Origin of the sequence: Streptomyces sp. TRM68367 (genome assembly GCF_014495685.1) — a bacterium.
Lineage (GTDB): Bacteria > Actinomycetota > Actinomycetes > Streptomycetales > Streptomycetaceae > Streptomyces.
Genome location: NZ_JACTVI010000037.1, coordinates 1 through 19935 on the forward strand (window position 1 = coordinate 1; position 19935 = coordinate 19935).

At 72.6% G+C, this 19935-nt stretch carries 18 protein-coding genes and 3 pseudogenes; 10 read left to right on the forward strand and 11 right to left on the reverse strand.

Translation table 11 applies throughout. From position 1 onward, the window contains the following. The first annotated feature begins 237 nt into the window (after positions 1-237). Positions 238-1104 (forward strand): 3-hydroxybutyryl-CoA dehydrogenase, encoded by an 867-nt coding sequence (locus tag H8R17_RS22975; RefSeq protein WP_187825099.1) that lies wholly within the window; start codon positions 238-240, stop codon positions 1102-1104. Positions 1105-1457: 353 nt separating this feature from the next. Here H8R17_RS22975 and H8R17_RS22980 read toward each other — a convergent pair whose 3' ends face one another. Beyond that, entirely contained in the window at positions 1458-2423 is a 966-nt protein-coding gene (locus tag H8R17_RS22980; RefSeq protein WP_187825100.1) for a pirin family protein, read from the reverse strand. A gap of 145 nt (positions 2424-2568) precedes the next feature. Between H8R17_RS22980 and H8R17_RS47220 the strand changes: the two are divergent. After that, positions 2569-2677: pseudogene (locus tag H8R17_RS47220) on the forward strand (MarR family transcriptional regulator); the annotation flags it as partial. Positions 2678-2754: 77 nt separating this feature from the next. On the opposite strand, the gene H8R17_RS22985 reads toward H8R17_RS47220, so the two are convergent. Further along, complete coding sequence (locus H8R17_RS22985; RefSeq protein WP_187825101.1) at positions 2755-4164, reverse strand: PepSY domain-containing protein; 1410 nt, start codon at positions 4162-4164, stop codon at positions 2755-2757. 140 nt (positions 4165-4304) lie between these two features. Between H8R17_RS22985 and H8R17_RS22990 the strand changes: the two genes are divergently transcribed. The 3 genes and pseudogenes from H8R17_RS22990 to H8R17_RS23000 all read left to right on the forward strand — a co-directional run bounded on the left by H8R17_RS22990 (position 4305) and on the right by H8R17_RS23000 (position 6055). Then, on the forward strand, positions 4305-4946 hold the full coding sequence (locus H8R17_RS22990; protein WP_187825102.1) for a peptide deformylase: 642 nt from the start codon (positions 4305-4307) through the stop codon (positions 4944-4946). 230 nt (positions 4947-5176) lie between these two features. Then, positions 5177-5707 (forward strand): annotated as a pseudogene (locus H8R17_RS22995) (ATP-binding cassette domain-containing protein); the annotation flags it as partial. A gap of 72 nt (positions 5708-5779) precedes the next feature. Next, the gene (locus H8R17_RS23000) at positions 5780-6055 is read left to right on the forward strand and encodes a hypothetical protein (RefSeq protein ID WP_187825103.1); all 276 of its coding nucleotides are present in this window, start codon (positions 5780-5782) and stop codon (positions 6053-6055) included. 7 nt (positions 6056-6062) lie between these two features. Here H8R17_RS23000 and H8R17_RS23005 read toward each other — a convergent pair whose 3' ends face one another. After that, positions 6063-7493, reverse strand: a complete 1431-nt coding sequence (locus H8R17_RS23005) for an NAD(P)/FAD-dependent oxidoreductase (protein WP_187825104.1) — start codon at positions 7491-7493, stop codon at positions 6063-6065. A gap of 119 nt (positions 7494-7612) precedes the next feature. Between H8R17_RS23005 and trxA the strand changes: the two genes are divergently transcribed. Beyond that, positions 7613-7999 carry a thioredoxin gene (gene trxA, locus H8R17_RS23010; protein WP_187825105.1) on the forward strand — a complete coding sequence of 129 codons (387 nt, stop codon included), beginning with the start codon at positions 7613-7615 and terminating at the stop codon, positions 7997-7999. Positions 8000-8020: 21 nt separating this feature from the next. On the opposite strand, the gene H8R17_RS23015 is transcribed toward trxA, so the two are convergent. The 4 genes from H8R17_RS23015 to H8R17_RS23030 all read right to left on the reverse strand — a co-directional run bounded on the left by H8R17_RS23015 (position 8021) and on the right by H8R17_RS23030 (position 12458). Then, complete coding sequence (locus tag H8R17_RS23015; protein ID WP_187825106.1) at positions 8021-9457, reverse strand: benzaldehyde dehydrogenase; 1437 nt, start codon at positions 9455-9457, stop codon at positions 8021-8023. Positions 9458-9487: 30 nt separating this feature from the next. Further along, on the reverse strand, positions 9488-10666 hold the full coding sequence (locus H8R17_RS23020) for a 4-hydroxybenzoate 3-monooxygenase (RefSeq protein ID WP_187825107.1): 1179 nt from the start codon (positions 10664-10666) through the stop codon (positions 9488-9490). A gap of 17 nt (positions 10667-10683) precedes the next feature. Continuing rightward, a complete protein-coding gene (locus tag H8R17_RS23025) occupies positions 10684-11733 on the reverse strand; it encodes a LacI family DNA-binding transcriptional regulator (RefSeq protein ID WP_187825166.1) in 1050 nt (349 codons plus the stop codon). A 62-nt stretch (positions 11734-11795) separates the two neighbouring features. Then, entirely contained in the window at positions 11796-12458 is a 663-nt protein-coding gene (locus tag H8R17_RS23030; protein ID WP_262505440.1) for a TetR/AcrR family transcriptional regulator, read from the reverse strand. A gap of 128 nt (positions 12459-12586) precedes the next feature. On the opposite strand from H8R17_RS23030, the gene H8R17_RS23035 reads away from it, so the two are divergent. Then, positions 12587-13150, forward strand: a complete 564-nt coding sequence (locus H8R17_RS23035; RefSeq protein WP_187825109.1) for an NAD(P)H-dependent oxidoreductase — start codon at positions 12587-12589, stop codon at positions 13148-13150. Positions 13151-13359: 209 nt separating this feature from the next. Here H8R17_RS23035 and H8R17_RS23040 read toward each other — a convergent pair whose 3' ends face one another. Further along, positions 13360-14265, reverse strand: coding sequence for a LysR family transcriptional regulator (locus H8R17_RS23040; protein WP_187825110.1), 906 nt, complete (start codon positions 14263-14265; stop codon positions 13360-13362). Between the two features lie 115 nt (positions 14266-14380). On the opposite strand from H8R17_RS23040, the gene H8R17_RS23045 reads away from it, so the two are divergent. Then, on the forward strand, positions 14381-14596 hold the full coding sequence (locus H8R17_RS23045) for a hypothetical protein (RefSeq protein ID WP_187825111.1): 216 nt from the start codon (positions 14381-14383) through the stop codon (positions 14594-14596). Here H8R17_RS23045 and H8R17_RS23050 read toward each other — a convergent pair. Next, positions 14572-15456 carry an LLM class F420-dependent oxidoreductase gene (locus tag H8R17_RS23050; protein ID WP_187825112.1) on the reverse strand — a complete coding sequence of 295 codons (885 nt, stop codon included), beginning with the start codon at positions 15454-15456 and terminating at the stop codon, positions 14572-14574. The genes H8R17_RS23045 and H8R17_RS23050 overlap by 25 nt on opposite strands. 180 nt (positions 15457-15636) lie before the next feature. Here H8R17_RS23050 and H8R17_RS23055 point away from each other — a divergent pair, with 180 nt between their 5' ends. Further along, a complete protein-coding gene (locus tag H8R17_RS23055; RefSeq protein ID WP_187825113.1) occupies positions 15637-16821 on the forward strand; it encodes a CaiB/BaiF CoA-transferase family protein in 1185 nt (394 codons plus the stop codon). Positions 16822-17038: 217 nt separating this feature from the next. On the opposite strand, the pseudogene H8R17_RS23060 reads toward H8R17_RS23055, so the two are convergent. Both H8R17_RS23060 and H8R17_RS23065 read right to left on the reverse strand, forming a co-directional pair. Beyond that, a pseudogene (locus H8R17_RS23060) lies at positions 17039-17624 on the reverse strand (TerC family protein); the annotation flags it as partial. A 175-nt stretch (positions 17625-17799) separates the two neighbouring features. Continuing rightward, positions 17800-18456 (reverse strand): phosphoribosyltransferase, encoded by a 657-nt coding sequence (locus tag H8R17_RS23065; RefSeq protein WP_187825114.1) that lies wholly within the window; start codon positions 18454-18456, stop codon positions 17800-17802. A gap of 241 nt (positions 18457-18697) precedes the next feature. Between H8R17_RS23065 and H8R17_RS23070 the strand changes: the two genes are divergently transcribed. Beyond that, a complete protein-coding gene (locus H8R17_RS23070) occupies positions 18698-19915 on the forward strand; it encodes a polysaccharide pyruvyl transferase family protein (protein WP_187825115.1) in 1218 nt (405 codons plus the stop codon). The last annotated feature ends 20 nt before the right edge of the window (positions 19916-19935 follow it).

Below are 19935 nucleotides of genomic sequence, written 5' to 3' on the forward strand. Positions count from 1 at the left end.
GTGGGCCGACGTGCCGGTCGCGGGGAGCTGGGGCATGCCCAGATCGCGTACGTCGCCTCCGCCGCGTTCTCCGGAGTGCTCACCGACGGCAACGCCGAACCGACGCATGTTTGTGCGCGGATGACGCACTGTCCGAGCAGGTCAGAGGGGGTAGGGGCGGCCTAGGCTCGACACGGCAGCACACACCGTGGCGGCATCGGTCGACCGCCGCCCGACGGAGGGACAGGCGGAGAGCACATGACATCGATCAAGCACGTGGGCGTCGTCGGCGCGGGCCAGATGGGCCGGGGCATCACCGAGGTGTGCGCCCGGGCCGGGATGCAGGTCACGTTGTGCGACGTGACCGAGGACAGGGCCCGGGCCGGCCTGGCGGGCGTGGCGGACTCCCTGCTCAAGGCGGAGAAGCACGGTGCCATCGCACCGGAGAACCGCGCACGTGCCCTGACCGGGATCTCGGTCACCGACGATCTCTCCCGCCTGTCCGGGGCGGACCTGGTCATCGAGGCCGCCGTCGAGGACGAGCAGGCCAAGACGGCGCTGTTCCGGCAGCTGGGCGAGGTGGTCACGGACCCGGCCGCGGTGCTGGCCAGCAACACTTCCTCCATCCCCATCGCCAGGCTCGGCGCCGCAACCGGACGGCCGGAGGCGGTGGTCGGCCTGCACTTCTTCAATCCTGTCCCCGTCATGCCGCTGGTCGAGGTCATCCCCTCACTGCACACGTCGAAGGCCACGGAACTGCGCGTGCGTGCCTTCGCGGGCGAGATCCTGGGCAAGAAGACCGTCGTGGCGCAGGACCGCGCGGGCTTCGTGGTGAACTCCCTGCTGATTCCCTATCTGTTGGCGGCAGTGCGGATGGTGAGCTCCGGCACGGCGACGGCGGAGGACATCGACACCGGAATGACCGCGGGCTGCGCGCACCCCATGGGCCCGCTGCGCCTCGCCGACCTCATCGGACTGGACACCGTGGCGGCGATAGGCGAGGCACTGTACGAGGAGTACCGGGAACCGCTGTACGCCCCTCCCCCGCTGCTGCGCCGCATGGTCGAATCGGGCCTGCTGGGCCGTAAGTCGGGACAGGGATTCTTCAGCTACCAAGCTGCCTGACGTACCGTCGGGCCACGTTGGGCTGAAGCCTCCAGTGGCCGTTCCGCGCCTGCGGGGCCGGGTGTCAGCCGAGCGGTCCCGCCGCAGGGCCGCTCGGCTGGCTCCACGCACGCGCCCGGCTGCTCCGGACGCGCCACCCCGGCCTCGCGGCCCTTGTGGTGGACGCCTACGCAGGCGCTGAAGCTGGGAAAAGCAACACAGCTGCCCACAGACAGCCACACTGTGGAATCGCCAACCGCGCCGGCTTGAGCCAGCCGGCTGTTCGGACGTCTCCCGGCAGGCAGGTGAAGGCGGTAAGAATTACCCGACCGCGTTCCTCCCTGCGGCCACCAACGCTGACGCGTTCCCGCAGGTCAGCGCACTCTTCCCCGCGGCTTCAGCGGCACCGCCGGCAGCTCGGGGGCAGGCAGCGGATCCCCGTCGTACCCCTTCACCTCCCCGAACCGCCGCCCTTCCATCCAATCCTGACGGGCCTGCACGATCTCTTCCTGGGACCGCCCGATCCAGTTCCAGAACATGATCAGCTCCTCCTCGAACGGCTCGCCGCCCAGGAGCATCAGGCCCGCGTCCGACTCGGCCCGCAGCGGGAGTTCGGTGCGGCCGCAGCCGAGGTAGAGCATCGAGCCCGGCAGCACCGGCACACCGTCCACGTGCGTCTCGCCGGACATGGACAGCACGGCGTACTCGAAGTCCGGCTCCAGCGGCAGGCGTACGTCCGCGCCGCGGGAGAGGGCGAGGTCGGCGCCGACGATCGGGGTGTACGTCGTACCGGGTGAGCGGGCGCCGTCGAGGGCGCCGAGGATCAGCGTGGCATCGAGACCCGGCGCCGTGACGACCGGCAGTTCGGCGTGGTGTTCGAAGTGCGGGTCGGTGTCGCGGTGGCCGTCGGGGAGGGCGACCCACAGCTGCGCGCCGTGCAGGAAACGGGCGTGGGACTTGGGGCTCTCCTCCGAATGGCTGATCGCGCGGCCGGAGGTCATCAGGCCCAGTTCGCGCGGGCGGACGATCTGGAGGCTGCCGGTGGAGTCGCGGTGCAGTACCTCGCCCTCGTGCAGCCAGCTCACCGTCTGCAGGCCCATGTGCGGGTGCGGCGGCACCTGCATGCCGGGCTCGTCGGCGATGTCGTCGGGGCCGTAGTGATCGACGAAACACCAGGCGCCGACCATGCGGCGGCCCAGGTTGGGCAGCAGCCGGCGGACCTCGGTGGACTCGCCGAGCCGGCCGCGGCGCGGGCTGAGGAGTTCGCGGACCGGTTCCGCCACGACGAAACCACGGCCGCCGCACAGGGCGGGCACCGCGTCGCGATCAAGATTGCTCATGTCGCCCAAACTAGCCCGACCGGCCACGCCACGTCAGTCCGTCGCCAGGTCCGGGCGGAGGAGCGATGCCGGCTTCGGAGTCTTGTCCGGCGGGAGTCCTGTCCGCGCGAGATAGTAGCCAGGGTTCCTGGTCAGGCGGCTGTCGATGAAGTGGCGCGTCGCGGTCGACCGAGCGGTCGCGCCCCTGGGGCTGCCACGCCCAGTACGCGCTGGTGGCCTCGTCATCCGGCGAGAGGAGGACCTGGCTGTCGCCGTGTGCTGAGCATGACCGGGCGGGCCGAAGCGGAGCCGGCCGCCTTGAGCGAGTGGGGGTACGGCGGAATCCGGTCCGCTACTTCGCCGCCGTCCCACTCCCGTACGTCCGCCGCCCCCGCCGGTGGGCGATCTCCCCCAGGACGCTGTCGACCGCGACGAACGCGGCCAGCGGGATGCCGAGGAGCGGTACGAAGTAGCCGAGGACCGCGACGGCGGCCAGCAGGGATACGAGGATCTGCGGGGGCACCTGCTGCCAGGCCCCGCGCGGGAGCGGGCGGCCGAAGGCCGAGCCGCGGCCGCGCTGCCACCACATGCGGTAGCCCCACACGATCAGCAGGATCAGGGAGAGCGCCAGCAGCATCAGCGCGATCTGGTTCGCCAGGCCGAACAGGATGCCGGTGTGCAGGTCGATACCCCAGCGGCTGAGCTTGGCGAGTATCGGGTAGTCGGCGAACCGCAGCACGTCGGTGACCTCACCGGTGGCCGGGGCGATGGCGACCGAGTCCTGTTTCTCCGGCCAGCTGCGCTGGATCTGCTTCACGACGTACGCGGAGGAGGCGTCGGCGGGCGGCACGATCTCCACCGGGTCGCCCAGGCCCTTCGCGCGCGCCGCCGCCAGGACCTTGTCGAGGCCGACCCCGTGCGCGGCCTGGCCGTCGGAGGCCGCCGCGTCGCCGTGGCCCGCGTGCTCGCCGCCCGCCGCGGCGGACACCGTCGGGGTGGTCTGGCCGAGCGAGGTGCGCAGGTCCGCGATGCTGGCGCCGGCGTACGTCGACCAGGTCAGTCCGGTCGCCGAAAGGAAGACGAATCCGGTCGCGGCCCAGACGCCGACGCTGCCGTGCAGGCCGAGCGTGCGCCGCCGCCCGCTGGTGCCGCGCAGCTTGCGCAGGGCGCGGCGCCGGGAGAACCACAGCGCCACTCCCCCGGCCGCGATCACCCACAGCCAGCTTGCCGCGAACTCGCTGTAGAGGCGGCCGGGTTGGCCGAGGTGCAGATCGCGGTGGAACTCGTCGATCCAGGTGCGCAGCGGCAGCGCGCCGGTCGAGCCGTACTGTTCGAGGGCGCCGCGCACCCGCGCGGAGTACGGGTCGACGAACACCGCGAGCGTGTGTCCCTCGTCGACGCCCGGCACCCCGGACAGCAGCACCCTGGTGGTCGCGTCGTCCTCCGGGGAGGGCCGTACGGCCGAGACGGTGCCTTCGGGGTGCGCCTTGCGGGCGGCGGCGACCTGCTCGGAGATCGGCAGCTTGCGGTCGCCGACGGGGACGGTGAGTTCGTCGGCGTACACGATCTTCTCTGCCTGGAACGAGGCGGCGTACAGCAGGCCGGTGACGGCGGCGACGAGCAGGAACGGCGCCACCAGCACGCCGGCGTAGAAGTGCAGGCGCAGGATCAGGGGGCGCAGCGGGGCCCACCCGCTCTTCGGTGCCGGCGAGGTGGCGGGGTGCGGGGCCTCGTCCGTGGTGGTCGAGGGAGCGATGGTCATCGGCGGGTTTCTCCAGGGACGTCGTCGTGGCCGTGGTGGTGCAGTAGTCGGGGCGGCGGGGCGGGAAGTTCCCGGCGATGTGTGTGGCGCGGGCCACAGTGAGGGGCTGAGGTGGTGGCGGGCCGTGGCATCCTGACGCGATGGGAACTCCCACTGATCGCGCCATGGCCGAGCGGGTCGAGCAACTCCTCGCCGGTGACGGCCCGTTGACCATCGTCGCGGCCGGCGACCCGGTCCTGCGGCGCCCCGCCGCACCCTTCGACGGACAGCTGGAGCCCGAGCTCCTGGCCCGTTTCGTCACGGCCCTGCGCGTCACCATGCACGCGGCCCCGGGCGTCGGACTCGCCGCGCCCCAGGTCGGCGTGGGGCTGCGGATCGCGGTGATCGAGGATCCGGCGCCGGTGCCCGAGGAGGTGCGCCTGGCGCGCGGGCGGGTGCCGCAGCCGTTCCGGGTGCTGGTCAATCCGTCGTACGAGCCGGTCGGCACCGCCCGTGCCGCGTTCTTCGAGGGCTGCCTGAGCGTGCCGGGCTGGCAGGCGGTGGTGGCCCGGCATGCCGAGGTGCGGCTGACCGGGCAGGACGAGCACGGGCGCGCGGTGGACGAGGTGTTCAGCGGCTGGCCCGCACGCATCGTGCAGCACGAGACGGACCACCTTGACGGCACGCTCTACCTCGACCGGGCGGAGCTGCGCTCGCTGTCCTCCAGCCAGGCGATGGCGGACCGCTGGACGCAGCCGACGCCGCACACGGCCGCCCGGGCTCTCGGCTTCGAGCTGCCGTAGACAAAATCGGAGGCGCGCGGCGCACCGCCTCCGTTACCGTGGCCGTGTGTCTACGCCCCGAATTTCCTAGCCGAGGACCCGCTTCCACGCCACCCGTGTGTCCTCTTGGTTGTTCGGAGCGTTCCTTCATGATCACCGTTCGTGATGTCGCCGTGCGCGTGGGCGCGCGTCTGCTGCTGTCCGGCATCTCCTGCCACGTCTCCCCCGGCGACCGTGTGGGCCTGGTGGACCACAACGGCGCCGGGAAGACGACCCTGTTGCGCATCCTCGCCGGGCACGACAGGCCCGACAGCGGCCGGGTGGTCCACGGGCACGGGCTGTGCCTGGGCTACTTCGCGCAGGAACACGACACCCTGGAGGTGGAGTTGACGGTACATCAGCATTTTGCGTCGGCCGTGCCGCACCTCACCGACGGCGAAGTGCGGCACGTGCTGGGCTCGTTCCTGTTCACCGGCGACGACACCGGCAAGCGCGTCGGCGTCCTGTCCGGCGGCGAGAAGACCCGGCTCGCGTTGGCGGGCCTGGTGCACTCGGGCGCGAACGTCCTGCTCCTGGACGAGCCCACCAACAACCTGGACCCGGCCTCCCGCGCCGAGGTGCTGGCCGCGGTGGGCACCTACCCGGGTGCGATCGTCATGGTCACCCACGACGAGGGCGCCATCGAGGCGCTGCGCCCGGACCGGGTCCTGCTGCTGCCGGACGCGGACGAGGACCTGTGGTGCGAGGAGTACCTGAAGCTGGTCGCCTCCTCACAGGCGTGATCCGCGTATGACACGGCTGATACCCATGCCTTCGCCGCCCACGTAACCTTGTTGCCTCACTCCGGAGGGGCATTGAGCAAGGTCGTCTTCGTACACGGCGTCGGCAAGCAGTATCTGAAAGGGCTTCGGCGCACCCACCGACTGCCCGCCCCGCCGCGGTGGGCCGGCTGTGGAACGCCGTCACTGGTGCTCGCCATCGGCTCGACAGCGTCGAACTGGCCCCGGATCCCATACGTTTGCTGCCCCACCAGCGCGCACCTCGACCTTGCCGTCGGCACCCAGCAGGGCATGGTCTTCCTGCGCCCGAGGCTGTCCCGCGTCTGGCGGGACCGCCTCGGCGTCGGCTGACCGGAGGTCAGGAGTCCCGGTACGCCTCCAACAGCCGCAGCCACACCTCGCTGATCGTCGGGTACGACGGCACCGCGTGCCACAGGCGGCCGACGGGGACCCGCCCGGCGACGGCGATGGTGGCGGAGTGGATGAGTTCGCCGACGCCGGGGCCGACGAGGGTGACGCCGCGCAGGATCTCGTCCTCCAGGTCGACGACCATGCGGGCGCGGCCCGTGTAGCCGTCGGCGTACAGGCCGGCCCCGGCCACGGACGACAGGTCCACGTCGACGGCGCGGACGCGGTGCCCGGCCTGCTCCGCCTCGGCCAGGGACAGGCCCACGGCCGCCGCCTCCGGGTCGGTGAAGACGACCTGGGGGACGGCGGTGTGGTCGGCGGTCGCGGCGTGGGCGCCCCACGCCTCGGCGGCGAGGGTCTCCCCGGAGGCGCGCGCGGCGATGGCGGCGCCCGCGATGCGGGCCTGGTACTTGCCCTGGTGGGTGAGCAGGGCGCGCTGGTTGACGTCGCCGACCGCGTACAGCCAGTCGTGCCCGGTGACGCGGAGGCTGTCGTCGACCGGGAGCCAGGAGCCGGGTTCCAGGCCGATCGTCTCCAGGCCGATGTCGTCGGTGCGCGGGGCGCGGCCGGTGGCGAACAGGATCTCGTCGGCCTCGATGCGGTCGCCGGTGCCGGTGCGCACCACGACGGTGCCGTTCTCGCGGGTCACCGACTCCACCGAGGTGCCGGTGCGGACGTCCGCGCCCGCCTCGGTGAGCGCCTCGGCGACCAGTTCCCCGGCGAAGGGCTCCATGCGGGCCAGCAGGCCCTTGCCGCGCACCAGCATGGTGACCGTCGAGCCGAGAGCCTGCCAGGCCGTGGCCATCTCGGTGGCGACCACCCCGCCGCCGACCACGACCAGCCGGCCGGGCGCCTCCTTGGCGCTTGTGGCCTCGCGGCTGGTCCAGGGCCGGACGTCGGCGAGTCCGGGCAGGCGGGGCAGGGCGGCGCGGCTGCCGGTGGCGACGGCGACCGCGTGCCGGGCGGTCAGCACGTGCTGTCCGCCGTCCGGGCCGGTCACGGTCACCGTGCGCGGCCCGGTGAGCCGCCCGTGCCCGCGGTACAGGTCGGCGCCGATGCCGTCGAGCCACCCGACCTGTCCGTCGTCCTGCCAGTTCGAGGTGTGGTAGTCCCGGTGGGCGAGGACCGCCGGCGCGTCGAGGGTGCCCTGCACCGCCTGGCGCAGGCCCGGCACGCGGCGGGCGTCGGCGCGGGCGATGACGGGGCGCAGCAGGGCCTTGCTGGGCATGCACGCCCAGTACGAGCACTCGCCCCCGACCAGCTCGCTCTCCACGACCGCGGTGGTGAGACCGGCCGCCCGGGTGCGGTCGGCGACGTTCTCCCCCACAGGCCCGGCCCCGAGCACCACCACGTCGTACGCGTTGGTTTCCGTTTCCGTCATGGAGTCAGTCTGGTGGGTGGTGTGCGCCGTGGCCACACGGGTAAGCGCGCGGAATACGTGACCGGTCGGCCGTGTTGTGAGGTCGGCCTGCCCCGACACCAGGAAGAGGGAAACACGCCATGAGCAGCACCGTGGAGCTCACCAAGGAGAACTTCGACCAGATGGTCACGGACAACGAGTTCGTCCTGATCGACTTCTGGGCGTCCTGGTGCGGGCCGTGCCGTCAGTTCGCCCCTGTCTACGAGAAGGCGGCCGATGAGAACCCCGACCTTGTGTTCGGGAAGGTGGACACGGAGGCGCAGCCGGAGCTGGCCGCGGCCTTCGGTATCCAGTCGATCCCCACGCTGATGATCGTCCGGGACCAGGTGGCCGTGTTCGCGCAGCCGGGCGCGCTGCCCGAGTCCGCCCTGGAAGACGTCATCGGGCAGGCGCGCAAGCTGGACATGGACGAGGTCCGCAAGGCGATCGCCGAGCAGCAGGGTCAGCAGGCTCCCCAGGGCGAGTAACCCCTGGAAGGCGAGTAACCCCTAGAAGGGGTATGGCGCCACGTCCCCGCGCACCGTCGTCCAGCGCACGTCGGTGAAGGCCTCCAGGTTGGCCTCGCCGCCGAAGCGGGCGCCGGTGCCGGAGGCGGCGATGCCGCCGAAGGGTGCCACGGCCTCGTCGTTCACTGTCTGGTCGTTGATGTGGACGATGCCGGTCGGGATGCGCTCGGCCAGGTCGAGGCCGCGCGCGGTGTCGCGGGTGACGATGCCGAGGGAGAGGCCGTACGGGCTGTCCGCGGCCAGTGCGGCGGCCTCGTCGGGGTCGGTGAAGGGGCGTACGGGGGCCACGGGGCCGAAGACCTCCTCCGCGTAGGCGGGGGTGCCGTCGCCCACGTCGGCGAGGACGGTCGGCCGGTAGAAGAGCCGGTCGTGGGTGCCGCCCGCGGCGAGCTTGGCGCCCTGTGCGGTGCTGGACTCGACCAGGCCGTGGATCTTGGAGAGCTGTCCCGCGTCGATGACGGGGCCCAGGTGGACCTGCTCGCGGTGCGGGTCACCGACGGCGAGCGAGTCCGCCTTGGCGGCCAGCCGCGCCACGTACTCGTCGTACACCGAGGCGTGGACCAGGTGGCGGCCGGTGGTCATGCAGATCTGGCCCTGGTGGAAGAAGGAGCCCCAGGCGGCGGTGGAGATCACCCCGTCGAGGTCGGCGTCCTCCAGCACGATCAGCGCCGAGTTCCCGCCCAGTTCCAGGTGCGCGCGCTTGAGGTGCCGCCCGGCCGCCTCGCCCACCGCGCGGCCGGCCGCCGTCGAGCCGGTGAAGGAGATGACCGGCACCCGCGGGTCGGCGACCAGGGCCTGCCCCGCCTCCGGGCCGCCCGGCAGGACGTGCAGCAGCCCCTCGGGCAGGCCCGCCTCGGCGAAGACCGCGGCGAGGGACAGTCCCCCGCAGACGGCCGTGCGCGGGTCCGGCTTCAGGACGACGGCGTTGCCGAGCGCGAGCGCCGGGGCGACGGAGCGGATGGACAGGATGAGCGGGGCGTTGAACGGGGAGATCACACCGACGATGCCGACCGGGACGCGCCGCGTGTACGACAGGCGCGGTGCCTCGGTGGGCAGCACCTGCCCGGTCGGCCGGGAGGCGAGCGCGGCGGCCTCGTAGCACTCCTGCGCGGCGACGTGCAGTTCGAAGTCCGCCTTGCCGGGGATCGAGCCGGACTCGCGCACCAGCCACTCGCGCAGCTCGGCGGCCTGCGCAGCGAACAGGTCGCCGGCCTTGCGCAGGATCCCGGCGCGGACGAAGTGCGGGGTTCGGGCCCACTCCCGCTGGGCGGCGCTGCCGGCCCCGGCCGCCGCCGTGACGTCCTCTGCGGTGGCGAGGGTGACGGCGCCGAGCGTCTCGCCGGTGGCGGGCTCGGTGATGGTGTACTCAGGTCCCGTCAGGGTGCGGGACTGCCAGGTCGTGGGGTCGAGCAACGGCATGACGGCTCTCCGTTCGGTCACCAACGGGACTCACAGGGTGAGCGGAAGTCCCGCGTAGTTCGCGGCCAGTTCGGCGGCGGCATGGCGGGATGCGGCGATCCGGCGCAACCGGGCGAGCTGCAACCGGTGATCGAACGCATCCCCGTTTGGTTGAGCGTGCAACATCCTAGTCATGTCGTACGAGAAACGGGTGGCCTGCCACACACGCCGCAGACACAACTCGGAGTACCTGTCGAGAAGCTGCGTGGAACCTGTGCGGTGCAATTCGGTGAAAGCCCGGGCGAGGATCCGTACATCGGATACGGCGAGGTTGAGGCCCTTGGCGCCGGTCGGCGGCACGATGTGGGCGGCGTCGCCGGCGAGCAGGAGCCGCCCGTGGCGCATCGGCTCGTGGACGTGGCTGCGCATCGATGTCACGGACTTGGCGGTGATCGGGCCGCGGCGCAGGGTCCAGTCGGCGTCGATCGCGAAGCGGGCGGCCAGTTCGTCCCAGATCCGCTCGTCGGGCCAGTCGGCGGGGTCGGTGCCGTTCGGGACCTGGAGGTAGAGCCGGGAGACGTTCGGGCCCCGCATGCTGTGCAGGGCGAAACCGCGCTCGCCGCGCGCGTAGACCAGTTCGTCGCAGGACGGGGCGACATCGGCGAGGACACCGAGCCAGGAGTACGGGTAGTCATGCGCGTACGTCCGGCTCACCGCGGCCGGGACGGCGTCGCGGGCGATGCCGTGGAAGCCGTCGCAGCCGGCGACCCAGTCGCAGGCCAGAGTCCGCTCGCGGCCTTCGTGCCGGAACCGCACGACGGGCGAGGCGCTCTCCGGCTGCTCCACGGCGACCGCCTCCGCCTCGAACAACAGCGGTGGCCCGTCGGACAGTTGGAGCGCGACGAGGTCCTTCACGATCTCGGTCTGGGCATAGATCGTGACGGTGCGGCCGCCGGTGAGGGCGGGGAAGTCGAGATGGTGCCGCTCCCGGTCGAAGCGCAGCTCGATGCCCTGGTGCACCAGGCCCTCGGCGTCGAGCCGGCCGGCGGCGCCGGCCTCGCGCAGCGCGTCGACCGTGCCCTGCTCCAGCATGCCCGCGCGCTGGCGCTGCTCGACGTACGCGCGCGTCCGGCTCTCCAGGACCACGCAGTCGATGCCCTCGCGGTGCAGCAGGCGGGCGAGCAGCAGTCCCGCGGGGCCACCGCCGATGATCCCGACCGTCGTGCGCATGACGCGCCTCCCGTGGGTCAGCTGGAGTCGCGGTGCACCACCGTGGCTCCCAGCACCTTGTGCGTCTCGGGCGCGGCGCCGGGCTCGCGCACCGCGCGGTCGACCAGTTCGGCGAGGTCGCGGCCGGACGGCAGCTCGATGTGGACCGTGCTCAGCCGGGGCCGCAGCAGGCGGCCGAGCATCAGGTCGTCGGCGCCGATCACGGCGGTCTCCTCCGGGACGGCGACGCCCTCGTCCTGCAGGGCGCGCATCAGCAGCATCGCGTACTCGTCGTTGTACGCGAACACCGCGTCGAGGTCGAGGGCGGGCCAGCGGGCGGCGAGCCGCGCCGCGGCCTCCTCGTCGTAGGCGAGGGGCAGTTCGGTGACCGTGGCATCCGTGCCCTGCACGGCCTGCCGGACGCCGTCGAGGCGGGGTCTGGAGAACATCTCCAGTCCTCGTCCCCGGGGCACCACGACGCCGATCCGGCGCCGGCCGCGGTCGTACAGGTGGCTGCCGGCACAGTGGCCGACGGCCTCGTGGTCCATGAGCAGGGCGTGGGCCCCCTCGACGGTCTCGGGGCCGAGGGTGACCACGGCTCGGGCGCCGGAGCGCTTGAGCACCGCCACGGCCTGCGGGCCGATCCCGGGGCCGGGCACCAGGACGGCGACCGGCCGCAGCTCTGCCCAGGCGCGGGCGGCGTCGTCGCCGTGCGGACCGGTGGTGCCGTACTGGACGACGGTGTAGTCGAGGCGGCTGAGCGCGCCCTGGAGGTCGGCGATGAACTGGCTGTAGAGCGGTCCGACCGGGAAGGCAGGCGCGGGCATCAGGACCATGCGGCTGTGCCCGGCGCGCAGACTGCGGGCCGCGGCGTGCGGCACGTACCCCAGTTCCTTCGCCGCCTCGTGCACCCGACGGCGGGTGGGTTCACTGATCCGTACGGCGCTGGTGTTGTTGAGGACGTAGGAGACGGTCGCGCGCGAGACGCCGGCCAGGCGGGCCACATCGGCGCTCGTGGGCACGGAGCGCGGCGGTGCGACAGACGCGGGCGCGGGCGTTTTCGGTATCTGCACCATGACGTACGGCATCTTGGCAGAAGCCGACGGCGCGGTGACGGGCGGGGGAACTCCGCCCGCACCGGGGGCGGTTGTCACGGTGCCGGCGGATCGGTGCGGGTGACGCGGGCCACCAGGTCGGCCCAGCCCGCCTCCAGCCGTTCCATGGGCATGCCGCACTGCCTGGTCAGGTGGTGGATCAGGGCGGCGTCGAGATAGCCCATCAGCGTGTGGGCGAGCAGGTCGCTGTCCGCGTCCGGCACCGCCTGGCGCAGCAGCATGGCCACATGGCCGCGCTGGAAGCGGCGCGGCGCGCTGGTGTGCCGGCGGCCCGCGTCCGGCTCGGCCGCGAGTTGCAGCTCCAGCTCGTCGCCGGCCCGGCGCAGCATCGCACAGCCGAACGCCCGCAGCCGCTCCACCGGCGGCGCGCCGGGCCCCAGCGGCGGGGGGCCGCCGAGGAACGCGGCCTGGAACTTGCGCTCCGAGTGGTCCAGCAGGGCCGTCAGCAGGCCGGTGCGGTCGCCGAAGCGCCGGAAGACCGTGCCCTTGCCCACGTTGGCCGCCGCGGCCACCGCCTCCATCGTGACGCCGGCCGCGCCGTGCTCCGCGACCAGGCGGGCCGCGGCGTCCAGCAGCTTGGCCCGGTTGCGCGCGGCGTCGGCGCGCAGGCACGGCTCGTCCTCCGCGGAGCCGAGCTGCAGCAGCTCGGGGGGCTCGAACTCCGCGGACCTCGCAAAGGGCGGCAGGGAGGCGGTCATGAGACCAGCGTAAAGCATCGGGAATGAAACTGGACCGCGGTCCGGTTAAGGTGCTACAAACGAAGCGGACCTCGGTCCGGTTTTGCTACCGCGGTATTTCGCGCACGGTTTTCCCCTAGGGAGTTCGCATGTCTGTTCGTATCCTCGCACTCGTCGGCAGCCTCCGCGCAGGTTCGCACAACCGCCAGCTCGCCGAGGCGGCCGTGAAGCTCGCGCCCGAGAGCGCCGAGGTGAACCTGTTCGAGGGCCTGGCCGAGGTGCCCTTCTACAACGAGGACATCGACGTGGAGGGCAACGTTCCGGCCGCCGCCGCCAAGCTCCGGGAGGCCGCGGCCGGCGCCGACGCGCTGCTGCTCTTCACGCCGGAGTACAACGGCACCATTCCGGCCGTCCTGAAGAACGCCATCGACTGGCTGTCCCGCCCGTTCGGCGCCGGCGCGCTGACCGGCAAGCCGGTCGCCGTGGTCGGCACCGCCTTCGGCCAGTACGGCGGCGTGTGGGCGCAGGACGAGACCCGCAAGTCCCTGGGCGTCGCGGGCGCCAAGGTGCTGGAGGACATCAAGCTGTCCATCCCCGGCTCGATGACCCGCTTCGCCGAGACCCACCCGGCCGACGACGCCGAGGTCGCCGCCCAGCTGACCGAGGTCATCGCGCGCGTGCACGGCACGGCGTCGGAGCCTGCCGCGGCCTGACGACGGCCATGGCCCGCACCTTTGAGGGGACCGGAGCAATCACGCTCCGGCCCCCTCCGGCGCACCCGGGCACGGAGGGCTCCGCGGCACGACCGGCCTTCGCGGGGGCGCCGGGCGCCGTACCGCGTGACCGGCCCTCCCGGTATGTCGAAGCCGTACGACTCGGCAGGCACCCGGAGCCGGCTCCGCGCGTGCCGCGCCCCGGCCGGTCAGGCGACCGCCGTCGGGGCCAGCTCCCGCAGTTCGGCCAGTGCGGCGGCGACGGCCGGGCGGGCGTGACCGCCGCCGCGGGTGCAGGTCAGGAGTTTGCGGTGCGGGTTGCCGGTGCAGCGCACCCGGACGATCGGCAGGTGCGGGGTCAGGTGGGCCAGCCGCGGGATCAGGGCGACACCCAGCCTGTGGGCGACGAGATGAGCCATCACGTTCCAGTCCATGGCGTGGTGGACGATGTCCGGCGTGAACCCGGCCTCGCCGCACGCGGACAGCACATGCGGCCGGCACGGGCTGTCCGGGACCGGCGCGATCCACTCCTCGTGGGCCGCCTCGGTGAGGGCGACGCGCTCCCGCCCGGCGAGCGCATGCCCCTCGGGGACGATCAGATCGAACGGATCGTCCAGCAGCGGCTGCTGGTCGAAGCGGGCGTCGCTGAGCGGCGGGTTGTAGACGGTCGCCTCGACGATCGCCAGGTCGACCTCGCCCTCGAAGAGCAGGTTGAAGCTCTCCGGCACCTCCGTCTCCTGAATCCGCACCGTCAGCCGCGGATGGCGTTCCCGCAGCTGGGCCGCCATCGGCGCGAGCAGCACGGACACGGCCAGCGGGAACCCGCTCGTGCGCAGCGGCCCGGCGGGCGTGTCATGGTCGGCGCGCAGGTCGAGTTCGGCCAGTTCCCAGCGGGCTTCGATCGCGTCGGCGTGCGCGAGCAGGCTCTCGGCGGCCGGCGTGAGCCGTACCCCGCGCCCCTGCGGCTCCAGCAGGTCGACGCCCAGGTCGCGGGCGAGCTGCCGGATCTGCTGGGAGGCGGCGGACGGGGTGAAGTGCAGGGCACGGGCGGCCGCGGTGACCGTGCCGTAGTGGGCGACCGCCCTCAGGACGTGCAACCGGCGTAGGTCAATCATGAAGTCCACGCTTCATGGTCAAATCCACAAAGTCAACCTGGACGTGTAAGGATGCGGGGCTGCACCCTGGCTGTGTCGCGACGGTCGAATCAGCCATGACCTACGAGGAGTTGCCATGATCAGCACGACCGGCGCCGTCTGCCCGCACTGCGGCTGGCCGGACGGAGCCGAGCCGTTCCAGGTGGTGTCCCGGCACGCCACCGCGGCGGGCGGCACGGTATGGACCCGTTGCGGCTGCGGCTCGCTACAGGTCCGGGTCGTCGACGACTGCGGCATGCGCGTCGTCTCCCGCAGCCGGCCCCCCGCTCAGTCGAGCTGGGCGAGCCGCTGAACGGCCGGGGCCGCGAACCGCTCGATCCATCCGGCGGGTTCGCCCAGGCGCGGGCCAAGGATGACGGTGTCGATGCCGAGCTTGGTGTAGCCGGCGGAGATCTCCCGGGTGAAGCCGTCCAGGTCCTCGGTGGTGGCGGCCCGGCCGGTGTAGACAATCGTCTTGCGGATCGTGTCGTAGTCGCGGCCCACGGCCTCGCAGTGTCCGCGCAGCACGTCGAGCTTGTGCCGGAACTCCTCGGGCGAGGAGACGATCAGGTTGCAGGCGCCGGCGTACTGCGCGACCAGCCGCAGCGTCTTCCGCTCCCCTCCCCCGCCGACCATGATCTCGGGGTGCGGTGCGCTGACCGGCGCCGGTACGCACAGGGTCTCGGCAAGCCGGTAGTGCTTGCCCTCGAACGGCCCGTTGTCGTCCGGGTCCCACATCTTCAGGCAGATCCGCAGGGTCTCCTCCAGCCGTTCGAAACGCTCGGCCACCGGCGGGAACGGCACGCCGAGGCCGCGGTGCTCGCGGTCGTACCAGGCCGCGCCGAGGCCGAGCGTGGCCCGGCCGCCGGACAGCACGTCCAGCGTGGTGGCGATCTTGGCGAGCAGGCCGGGGTGCCGGTACGTCACTCCGGTCACCAGGGCGCCGAGCCGGACGGTGGAGGTGTGGCCGGCGAGGTAGCCGAGGGTCGTGTAGGCCTCCAGCATGGGGTCCTCTGCGCGGTCGTTGAAGTCCATCTGGAAGTAGTGGTCCATCACCGACAGCCAGCTCAGGCCCGCCGCCTCGGCCGCGGCACCCGCGGCGGCCAGCTCGGCGCCCAGTGCGGAGCCACCTCCGGAGTGGTCGAACCGGTTGATGTGCACGCCCACGCGCATGTCCGTCTCCGCTCGCTCGCACCTTCGCAGACACCTGGGACGCTAGATCTTGGAGCCCGCTCCAAGTCAAGGGTCGCAGGCGGGCGGGGTGGGCGTCATTGACAGCTACCCCGGACGGACCGTTGGATTTGACTCCGGCGGCCGGATCGGGGCGGCCGGTCAGAGGCAGGAGGCGGGAGCGTGCAGCGGTTTCCCCTGTCCGGGGTCACGGTGGTCAGCCTGGAGCAGGCCGTGGCCGCGCCGTACGCCACCCGGCAGCTCGCCGACCTCGGCGCCCGCGTGATCAAGGTGGAGCGGCCGGGGGACGGCGACTTCGCCCGGCGCTACGACACCACCGTCCACGGCCACTCCAGCTATTTCGTGTGGCTGAACCGCTCCAAGGAGTCCCTCACGCTGAACCTCAAGGACCCGCGGGGCCGCGAGATCCTGCACCGGCTCCTGGACGGCGCCGACGTGTTCGTGCAGAACCTCGCACCGGGCGCCGCAGGTCGCCTCGGCCTGGACGCCGGGAGCCTGACCCGGCACGGGCCGCGGCTGATCCCGTGCACGATCTCCGGGTACGGCACGAGCGGCCCGTGGGCCGACCGCAAGGCCTACGACCTGCTGGTGCAGTGCCAGACCGGGCTCGTGTCGCTGACCGGCACCGCCGAGGAGACCGCCCGGACCGGGATCTCCGTCGCCGACATCGCGGCCGGGATGTACGCCTACAGCGGCATCCTCACCGCCCTGTACACGCGCGCCACCACCGGCGAGGCCCACCCGGTGGAGGTCTCCCTGTTCGAGGCGCTCGCGGAGTGGATGGGCCAGCCCGCCTACTACACCCGCTACGGCGGCACCCAGCCCCCGCGCATGGGCACCCAGCACGCCACCATCGCGCCGTACGGGACGTACCGGGCCGCCGACGGCAGGGAAGTGCTGTTCTCGATCCAGAACGAGCGCGAGTGGGCCGCCCTGTGCGCGGACTTCCTGGGCCGGCCGGAGCTGACGGACGATCCGCGCTTCTCCACCGGGTCCGCGCGCGTCGCCCACCGCGCGGAGCTGGGCGCCGTCGTCGCCGAGCGCGTGGCCCGCTCCGGCGCCGCGGAGATCCTCAAGGACCTGGAGGACATCGGCATCGCCTGCGCCGGCGTGAACGACGTCGCCGCCTTCCTGGACCACCCGGTCCTGGCTGCCCGCGACCGCTGGCACGAGGTGCCAGTGCCGGGTGCCACAGTCCAGGCCCTGCGCCCGCCGGCCGACCTCGCGGGCGTGCCCGCGCGCATGGATCCCGTACCGGACGTGGGCGAGCACACCGAGGCGATCCTCACGGAACTGGGCCGCACCGGGGAGGACATCGCTGCGCTACGGGCGGACGGTGTGGTCTGAGCGGCCCCCTGTGGGCCGACCGGGCGCTGCCATGCGGACGATGATGTTGCACGGCGACCGTGTTGACCGCGGCCTTCGAGGCCGGGTAGGCCGCCCTAGCCCTGGTCGCAGACCTGCACGAGACCGCCGGCCGAACCCGGCACGCGCGGCGCCGAACGGCTCGCCCTGCTGGAGGCGGCACGCACCCTCGCACCGGCGCCGGCGGGCTCACCCGAGGTCAGTCCCGCACCGGCCGCTCCGCCGCGCTGCGCGCCTGCTCCTCGGCCTCCTGCTTCTTCGACGCCCGCAGGCTGGTGATCGTGGTGACGACCAGGACCGTGCAGATCACGCCGAGCGAGACCGGGATGCTGATCTCGGGGACGTGGACGCCGGACTCGTGCAGCGCGTGCAGCACCAGCTTGACGCCGATGAAGCCGAGGATGATCGACAGGCCGTAGCTGAGGTGCACCAGCTTCTTCAGCAGGCCGCCGATGAGGAAGTACAGCTGCCTGAGGCCCATCAGGGCGAAGGCGTTCGCGGTGAAGACGATGTACGGGTCCTGGGTCAGGCCGTAGATGGCGGGGATCGAGTCGAGGGCGAACAGCACGTCGGTGGATCCGATCGCGAGCATCACGACCAGCATCGGGGTCATGATCCGCTTGCCGTTTTCCTCGATCCACAAGCTTGGTGCCGTGGTACCGGTCGGCCACGCCGAAGCGGCGCTCCGCCATCTTCAGCAGCTTGTTCTCCTGGTACTCCTCCTCGTGCTCCTCCTTTCGGGCGTCCTGGATCAGCTTCCAGGCGGTCCAGATGAGGAAGCATCCCCGCCGGAGCGGTCCCACCTGCAGAACGGCTCATCCGGGCGGTCATCCCGCAGCCGCCGCCTCAGGCAGTGGCGCGGCCTGGCCATGCGTACCGACACTCGCCATCGCCCGCCAAGCCGCACTCCACCTCGCGGCCATCCTCATCTGGCCCGCGGATGACCACACCAGACAGAACCTAGTGCCTGACCGGGCGCTGTCCGTGCAGGGCCTGGAGGACGTCGTCGTCGGTCAGCTGGTCGAAGTCCTCGTACCACAGGCCCACGGCCATGAATGCGGCCGGCTGGTGCAGGCAGATCAGCTCGTCCGTCTCGCTCTGCAGCAGGTCGGCCGCCTCGGGCGAGGCCACCGGCACCGCCAGCACGACCCGCTCGGGGTCCGCTTCGCGTACGGCGCGCAGGGCGGCTCGGGCGGTCGAGCCGGTCGCCAGGCCGTCGTCGACGACGATCGCGGTGCGGCCCCGCAGCTCGGGCGCGGGCCGCCCCTGCCGGTAGAGCTCCTCGCGGCGGCGCAGTTCGGCGCGCTCCCGCTCGACGATGGGCGCGAGCGTGGCCTCGCTCAGGCCCAGCCGGTCCAGGGCCCGTTCGTCGTAGAGCGGCTCGGCGTCCCCGGCGATGGCGCCGACGCCGAGCTCCTCCTGGAACGGTGCGCCGATCTTGCGTACGACGAGCACGTCGAGCGGGGCGTCGAGTGCGTCAGCGACCTCGCGCGCCACGGCGACGCCGCCGCGGGGCAGGGCGAGGACGACGGGATGCGGCAGGGCGCCCTTCTCCTGCCGGACCCGCAGCTGTTCGGCCAGTTCCCGGCCGGCCTGCCGGCGATCGCGGAACCGCATGGCGGTTGCGCCCCCTTCTCTCCTTGTGTCCCTCGCGCCATCCTTGCGTCCCTCACGGGAGACGGCGGCCCCCTTCGGCCCGGCACCCGCGTACCCGCTCGGCCGCCGTCGATGCACCCGGCCGACGCGGGTGTTTCCGTCCTCGCCGCGCAGGCAACCCGAGACCGTACGCAGGGCGTGCCCGCCCCGCTCCGCCGGTGCCCCGGGCCCCGGCCCGACCCGACGTGACGGGAGCTTCCGGATGACCACCGCCCCCTCGCACGCGCCTCCGCCGCCCGCCCTGCCGGGCCCGACCATCGGCGTGCTCGGTTCGTACGGCGGTTTCAACATCGGCGACGAGTCGATCCTGGCCTGCGTGCTGGGCTGTCTGCGGGCCCGGCGGCCGCACGCCCGGATCGTCGTGTTCAGCCGGGACGCCCGGCACACCCGCGCCCACCACCGCACCGCCGACGAGGTGGTCGACTGGGAGGGCGTCAGCCGCGGCCATGTGATGGAGGCGCTGGCCGGCCTGGACCTGCTGGTGCTGGGCGGCGGCGGGATCCTGTACGACGGGGAGGCGCGCCGGTACCTGCGGCTGGTGCGCGCCGCGCAGGAGCGGGGCGCGCGCACCTTCGCCTACGCCGTCGGCGCCGGTCCGCTGCGGGAGGCGGAGGACCGGGAGGCCGTGCGCACGGTGCTGCCGGACATGGACGACGTGGTGGTGCGCGACGGGGAGTCCCGGCTGGTGCTGGAGGAGGTGGGTGTCGAGCGCGAGGTCACCGTCACCGCCGACCCGGCGCTGCTGCTGGCGCCGGAGCCGTTCACCGAGCAGATGATGCGCCACGAGGGCGTGCCCACCGACGCCCGGCTGGTGGGGATGTCGGTGCGCGAGCCGGGCCGGGCGGCCGAGAAGCTGGACGAGGGCGACTACCACGCGCTGCTCGCCGACGTCGCGGACTTCCTGATCTTGCGCCTGGACGCGCATGTGGTGTTCCTGCCGATGGAGCGGCACGACGTACGGCACGCGCACGCCGTGCTGTCCCACATGACCGCACCGGACAAGGGCCGCATCCTGAACGGCTCCTACACCCCGGGGCAGCTCCTCGGCTTCATGAGCCATCTGGACCTGGCCGTCGGGATGCGCCTGCACTTCGTGATCTTCGCGGCGCTCGCCGGGCTGCCGGTGCTGCCGCTGCCCTACTCCGGCAAGGTCTTCGACTTCGCCCGCCGGATGGGCGCGCCGGCGCTGGTCGGTGTGGCGCGGGAGCAGGCCGGGCTGCTGCTCGCGGAGGTCGACCGGCTGTGGGACGAGTATCCGCAGCGCCGCGCGGACCTGCACGCGCGGGTGCGGGAACTGTCCGGCCTGGCCCGGCAGACGTGCACGCGGTGCGGGGCACTGCTCGACGAGCTGGACACCAACGAACCGGACGGGGACGCCGGGCGGCCACCGTCTCCGCCACCCCGCCGCCTGAGCGCCTGACGCGGCGCCGGATGTGCGGG